Below are 6,000 nucleotides of genomic sequence, written 5' to 3' on the forward strand. Positions count from 1 at the left end.
CATGCAGTCTTTGTACCGGATATTTGCCCGATATTCAGACGTTTTTACCCTTATCTTCCGTATTTCCTCATATTCTCATCATGCGAGCGTTGTTACATCTTTCCGATGGCATAACGAGCCCGCAACGTACATTCGAGATTGTCCATGGTACTGCCTGCCTGATTCTTGTAGTTGGTGATATGGGTATAATACATATGCAAGCCGACATCCAATGCATTGTTGATGGAATAGGTTCCCACCAACCCTATTTGATGTTGCAGCGCATCAGGCCAGGTTTTTCGATCTCCTGTTGGATCGATGATGGTGTCCCCTGATTTTTGGGGTAGGCGCATGAAAATATCATACGGCCCCTTGATTCCATAATTATAGGACGCGGTCAGCGCATACAAACCGGGTCGGCTGTATCCGATTTCCGTATGAATCAGCTGGTAATCATTGCCTTGGCTGTATCCGAGCATCCGAACCGAATACCCTCCCCTGGTGATGGCTGTGTTTCTCTGGGTCACCGTAGGAGTCTCAAGCCAATACTTATGGGTGTAGAGCCAATCGCTGGTGTATACATACTCGGCACCAATGCTGATATATCCTTTTTGATAGGGAAGCCGGCTGATGCCACCAACCAGAAAGCCGTTTGCAGGAGGATCTGTGGAATCATCCTCATGACTCATGGTGAATTGGTCCATTACTCCTGAGGCATAGAGTTGTCCCCAGGAACCCAATGCCACCTGCAGGTCCACGGACAACAGGGAATTCGTTTGCTCTCCATTGTTGCCGTTATGCCAGAAGGCCAATGGCATGAATGTAAACAATTCAGGAACCGCACGTGCATACACGGCAGCCTCGGTTACTGCTGCATAGAGACGTTCCTGCAAGAACCGGAATTCCATGGAATGGATGAGATACCCTTTGTATGGGTACAAACCGGTGTCCATGAATCCATCAAAGGGGTCGGTCTTTGCAGGATCATCACTTTTATACACATCACTGTTGTATCCTGCAGTCAGATCAGCAAGATCGAGATTCATCCCGCTAAACGATCCATCGCCGGTATAGGCCCCAGAATTACCCAGACCGGGGTTCAGGGAGAGATAGGCGAAATTATATTTGAAATGTTGGTTGTACCAAGACAATCGAACCGCAGGAATGGCATCGGCATCCTTGCTGAGCAAAAGGTTCCCGGTTCTTCCGGTTCCCACCGAATATTCACCACTCCCCAGATAGAAGTTCCAATGTTCCTTGGCATTGCTCAGATAATAGCGATCAGGGAAATGATGGAAGATGTGATCCATTCCCATTGGTATGTTGTTCCAGTTGACATAGGGTTCTCCGGATCCCGGTTGGGTGAAAGTAGCGACAGGATACAACCCTATCCCGGGTTGTTCCTTGATATCCATATCAATTTCGGTAAAAAAGGTATCACCAATATTGAACTGCAGAGGAAGCGAGAGCAAGGGTTTGCGATCGATATACCCGTATGCGTATTTGTTCAGGTAATGCTGGCTTGCGTTATCCCAGATCAGATCCTTGTTGGTATTGTAATACAGTTCAGGGGACAGCACGACAGAATAGGAGAAAGCTGCATCATTTGGATCAACAACCGAAGGGGGCAGTACCTGTTGGATGTGGGCCAAGGTTGCCTTTCCCGACGAGGAAAGCGATCGGGTATCCAGATTAGCGAGAAGGTAGCGGTATTCATTGACCGTGTAGGGTCGTGTAGTGAAAGCTATTACCTTGCCTTCTTCCTGATAGAGGGAGTCCAATCCCTCATAGAGCCAAGAATCGAGGGAAATATATTGAGCCCCGTTGGGTTGGGCTGAAAGAGTAACGAATGAAGCACAGAGCAAATACAAGGCACAAAAAAATGCCTTGTGCACGGAATATCGCATTTTTCTCATGAGATTCTCCCCTTGTGATGAGTTTCATGGTATTGTTCAGTACTATACTATAAAAACCACGCTGTAGGTGAATAAATTGTTCGTCACTATTCGAAGATCATCTCGTTTCCTTGTGTTTCTTCTCGTACTGGGATCAGGTGTTGTGTTTGCAGCGACTTCGCTGACGAATCGCCAAAAGATTGTGCCTACAACCAGCCCGCTGTATGCCGCAATCAAGACGCTTACCCTCCAGCAGGGGCTTGCCAGCCCAAGTTCAGCAGGCCCGTGGTCCATCCAGGAATTGGAGATAATGATTGCAACCATCGATTCGTCAAAGCTCTCCGGTTACGAGAGGAAGCTCTACGATTGGGTCTTTTCCCAGTTGCAGCAAGCAATCCGTTCACCGCAAGCGGGTTTTTCCGGTGATGTTTCCCTGGATTTTGCCCTTGAGACGTACCTGCATGCGAATCCAAATGGCTTTCAGACAGAAGCTGATTGGTATTGGGACAATGAAAAGCGGTCTCCCCTAGCCAAGGTTACCGCAGAAGGTTGGTTCGGTTCACAGGTGTATCTCACTACCGATTTCGGAATCAAGAAAAACCGATTTGCCCAGCCGGAGCAAGATGCTGTGCCAGTTGAACGGATGGTATTCGGTCCTTTCTTCACCACCAACGTGGTTACCATGGGATTACAGGATTTTGATACCCCCGACAGGGCGTTTCTTGCGTTTGGAGGGGATGGTTTTTCGTTTCAATTCGGGAGAGACCTTATTTCCTGGGGATACGGAGCTACCGGGAATTTGGTAATTTCCGATTCCATGAAATATCATGAGTTCACCCGATTGACATTGTTTGCTGAGAAATACAAATTCACCAGTTTGGTCATGTTTTTCGATCCTCCCGGCTATACCACCAAGGATAGGAATCGGTATGTCCCTGCAAATGAAACCGATGCGACGGTTCGTATGTTTCTGGCCCATCGCTTCGAGTTCAACCCGACATCCTCGCTGCATATGGAATTCTCAGAAAATGTCATGTATGAGGATACATATTTCAACATCAAATACTTGAATCCCTTGTTTATTTTTCACAATCTGAGCAATAGAAGCCAATTCAATGCAATCGCCGATCTTACCTTCGCCTGGACGGTCATGCCAAATCTACAGGTGTACGGCACCGTGGTCATTGATCAGGTGGTTGCTCCAGGGGAAGGATCCGACCAACCGAATGCGATGGGATATCAGTTAGGGGTCCTGAAGCAACTTCCCCAGAGAAACGGAACATGGGTGGTTCAGGCGGAATGCGTGTATACCGAGCCATATTTGTATCTGCGTGACTCTGTCGATTTTGTTATCATGAGCAGGGAACGGGACCAGTATTATGGGTATGTGCCGCAGTATTCCTTCCTCGGATACCAGTATGGCGGCGATGCATTGATACTTGATGTACGCCTTGCATGGAACGGATTGGGAAAGCTTTCCGGCGGTATGGAACTGTTTGGGATGGCTCATGGAGCCACGTCCATTGATACTCCATTTGTTTTTGGAGAAACTCCAATCATACAGACACCAAGTGATCCCGTCACGTATACGTTGAGAAACGGCTATTGGGTGTCCTATGCTCTGACTGAGAAATCCCAGCTATGGACGCGTATTGATGGTATCGCCCGGATGCAACAACCTGCATACAAACCTGTTTTCGATATACAAGGAGTGTTCGGGTTCTCCTATACGTGGTAGGAAAGTAACCAAGGCTTCACGTTGCATGGATGCATCAGTCCACTCAACCCCGGTGATCCATATGAATCACCGGGTGGACCTTGCTTCGCATCAAATGCTTGGCTTGATATGACAGAAATAATAGTGGGTATCCGACAGACGCACCATCGGGGGCGCCTCGGTCTCGCAGATTGACCCAACCTGTCGATGACAGCGTCCTGCAAACGGACAGCCCTTCGGCTTTTTCGCCGGATTGGGAAGTTGTCCGAGTAGTTCAATGGGTTTCTTCTGTTTCATCGGATCAACTTCGGGAACTGCAGAAAGCAGCGCTTCCGTATACGGATGGAAAGGAGGCTCCATCACCTCATCCCGTTTTCCGTATTCAGCAATCTTCCCTGCGTACAATACCAAGATATAATCACTGATATAGTTGATCACATTCAAATCATGGGAAATGAACATATACGCCACATCGGTCTCCAACTGAAGGTCGTTGAGCAGGTTCAGTACCGAAGCTTGTACGGATACGTCCAAGGCACTGGTTGGTTCATCACATACGATCAAATTGGGAGAAATGCATAAGGCACGGGCTATGGCAACCCGCTGTTGTTCCCCACCGCTTAATTGACGAGGCTTTTTCACCAGATAATCCTGGCCCAGATCAACCTTGTGCAGGATATCAACGATACGTTTCCGTCGTTCCTGTGCATCCGTAATGTTTGCCAGTTTCTTCATTGCTCTGCCGATGATCTGCTCGACGGTATGGGATGGATTCAAGCTTCTGCCCGGATTTTGGAAAATAAGCTGGATGTGCTTGAGCGTATCCTTGTCCCGCTTGTTCCAAGCAATGGAGATGTCCTGTCCATTGAACAGGATTCTTCCTTTGGTCGGTTTGTACAACCCACTGATCATATGACCGGTGGTCGATTTACCGCATCCACTCTCCCCTACGATGCCAAGCACCGAGTGTGCAGCGACACTGAACTCAATTCCATTGACCGCATACACCTTTTGACGACTCCCATAGACTTTGTGCAGGTCCTCGATTTTCAGCAATTCGGTGGAATCCTGGTCCTTCATGACTATAGGACGTTGTTTCGGGATAAGCCGTTCCTTGATGACATCAGGTACATCGGTTGCGTACGCACGGTCACAGGATGCATAGTGGTTCTTACCTACCTCCCTAACCCCATAGGCTTGTTCACAGGTATCGGTTTTCTTGTCACAACGGTTGGCAAACGGGCATCCCCCCTCGAATGCACCTCGTTTATGGACATATCCGGGAATGGTATTGAGCTTCGTCTTTTCCTTCACCACCCCACCGCGCGGCATGCAGTTGATCAAAGAGCGGGTATAGGGATGGGTCGGGTGTTCGAATATTTCAGTTTTCGGACCGCGTTCCACAATCTCCCCGCTATACATAACCACCACTTGCTCGGCTACTTTGTTGATTACCCCGATATCATGGGAGATGTAGATCAATGACATGTTCAAGGAATCTTTCAACTCCTTGATGGAATCGAGAATAATCGCCTCGGTCGTAACATCCAGAGCCGTGGTTGGTTCATCGAGAATAAGCAGATCGGGCCGGCAGAGCAACGCCATTGCAATACAGATCCGCTGCTGGATGCCTCCGCTCACTTGATGTGGATAGCGCTTCACGATCCCTTCAGGATCACCAAGGTTCATCATCCTTAGCGCTTGCAGGGTCGCATTACGCGCCTCCTGCTTGGAAAGCTTCTGATGATGGACGCCGACTTCATCGAGCTGGCTTCCTATGGTAAGGGAGGGGTTCAAGGACGAATAGGGATTTTGGAATACCATGGCGATTCTATTCCCACGGTAGGTTTCCATTTCCTTGTCCGATTTTTCCAAAAGGTTCTCACCTTTAAAGCGAATCGAACCCTCTACCGAAGCATTCTGTGCAAGATAACACATGATGGCAAAGGACAGCGTGCTTTTTCCGCATCCTGACTCTCCGATGATCCCGATCGATTCATTCTGGCTAAGAGTCAAGGATACGTTGTTCACTGCGGAAAACAGGCCGTCAAAGGTCTTGAACCGGACGTTCAAGTTTTCAATTTCAAGAATAGTCTTATTCATGGATCAACACCTTGCTGACAAAATCAGAGAAAATGGATATGGCAATCACCAACGATGCGATCGCCAACGCAGGAAAGAGCACCGTCCACGGTGCCTGTTCTATGATGGGTTTGTTCTCAATGACCATCATCCCCCAATCAGGCGTCGGAGGCTGCAGTCCCACTCCCAAGAACCCCAGTGAAGCTACCGTCATGATCGAATAGGCAAACCGTGCAGTCGCCTCGACGATGATCGGCCCGGTTGTATTGGGAAGAATCTCGACAAACATGATGTACAGATGCTTTTCCCCCCTGATACGCGCAGCGG

General features: G+C 48.6%; 4 protein-coding genes. 1 reads left to right on the top strand and 3 read right to left on the bottom strand.

What is annotated here, in order from left to right:
• Positions 1-92: 92 nt before the first annotated feature.
• On the bottom strand, positions 93-1,895 hold the full coding sequence (locus AB7C91_RS01420) for a hypothetical protein (RefSeq protein ID WP_428588691.1): 1,803 nt from the start codon (positions 1,893-1,895) through the stop codon (positions 93-95).
• A 112-nt stretch (positions 1,896-2,007) separates the two neighbouring features.
• Between AB7C91_RS01420 and AB7C91_RS01425 the strand changes: the two genes are divergently transcribed.
• Positions 2,008-3,612: a capsule assembly Wzi family protein gene (locus AB7C91_RS01425; RefSeq protein ID WP_428588694.1), complete on the top strand. Its 1,605-nt coding sequence runs from the start codon at positions 2,008-2,010 to the stop codon at positions 3,610-3,612.
• A gap of 90 nt (positions 3,613-3,702) precedes the next feature.
• Here the strand turns inward: AB7C91_RS01425 and AB7C91_RS01430 are convergent, their stop codons facing one another.
• Both AB7C91_RS01430 and AB7C91_RS01435 read right to left on the bottom strand, forming a co-directional pair.
• Positions 3,703-5,694, bottom strand: coding sequence for a dipeptide ABC transporter ATP-binding protein (locus AB7C91_RS01430; protein WP_332448258.1), 1,992 nt, complete (start codon positions 5,692-5,694; stop codon positions 3,703-3,705).
• Positions 5,687-6,000, bottom strand: a 314-nt coding sequence (locus AB7C91_RS01435) for an ABC transporter permease (protein WP_428588699.1), incomplete at its 5' end; no start/stop codon positions are given. The genes AB7C91_RS01430 and AB7C91_RS01435, both read right to left, overlap by 8 nt.

The sequence above is a fragment of the Sphaerochaeta sp. genome (assembly GCF_050256055.1).
GTDB lineage: Bacteria > Spirochaetota > Spirochaetia > Sphaerochaetales > Sphaerochaetaceae > Sphaerochaeta.

Coding starts and splice junctions, on each gene's coding strand:
- AB7C91_RS01420 (WP_428588691.1), bottom strand. CDS start 1,895: ATGAGAAAAATGCGATATTCCGTGCACAAGGCATTTTTTTGTGCCTTG.
- AB7C91_RS01430 (WP_332448258.1), bottom strand. CDS start 5,694: ATGAATAAGACTATTCTTGAAATTGAAAACTTGAACGTCCGGTTCAAG.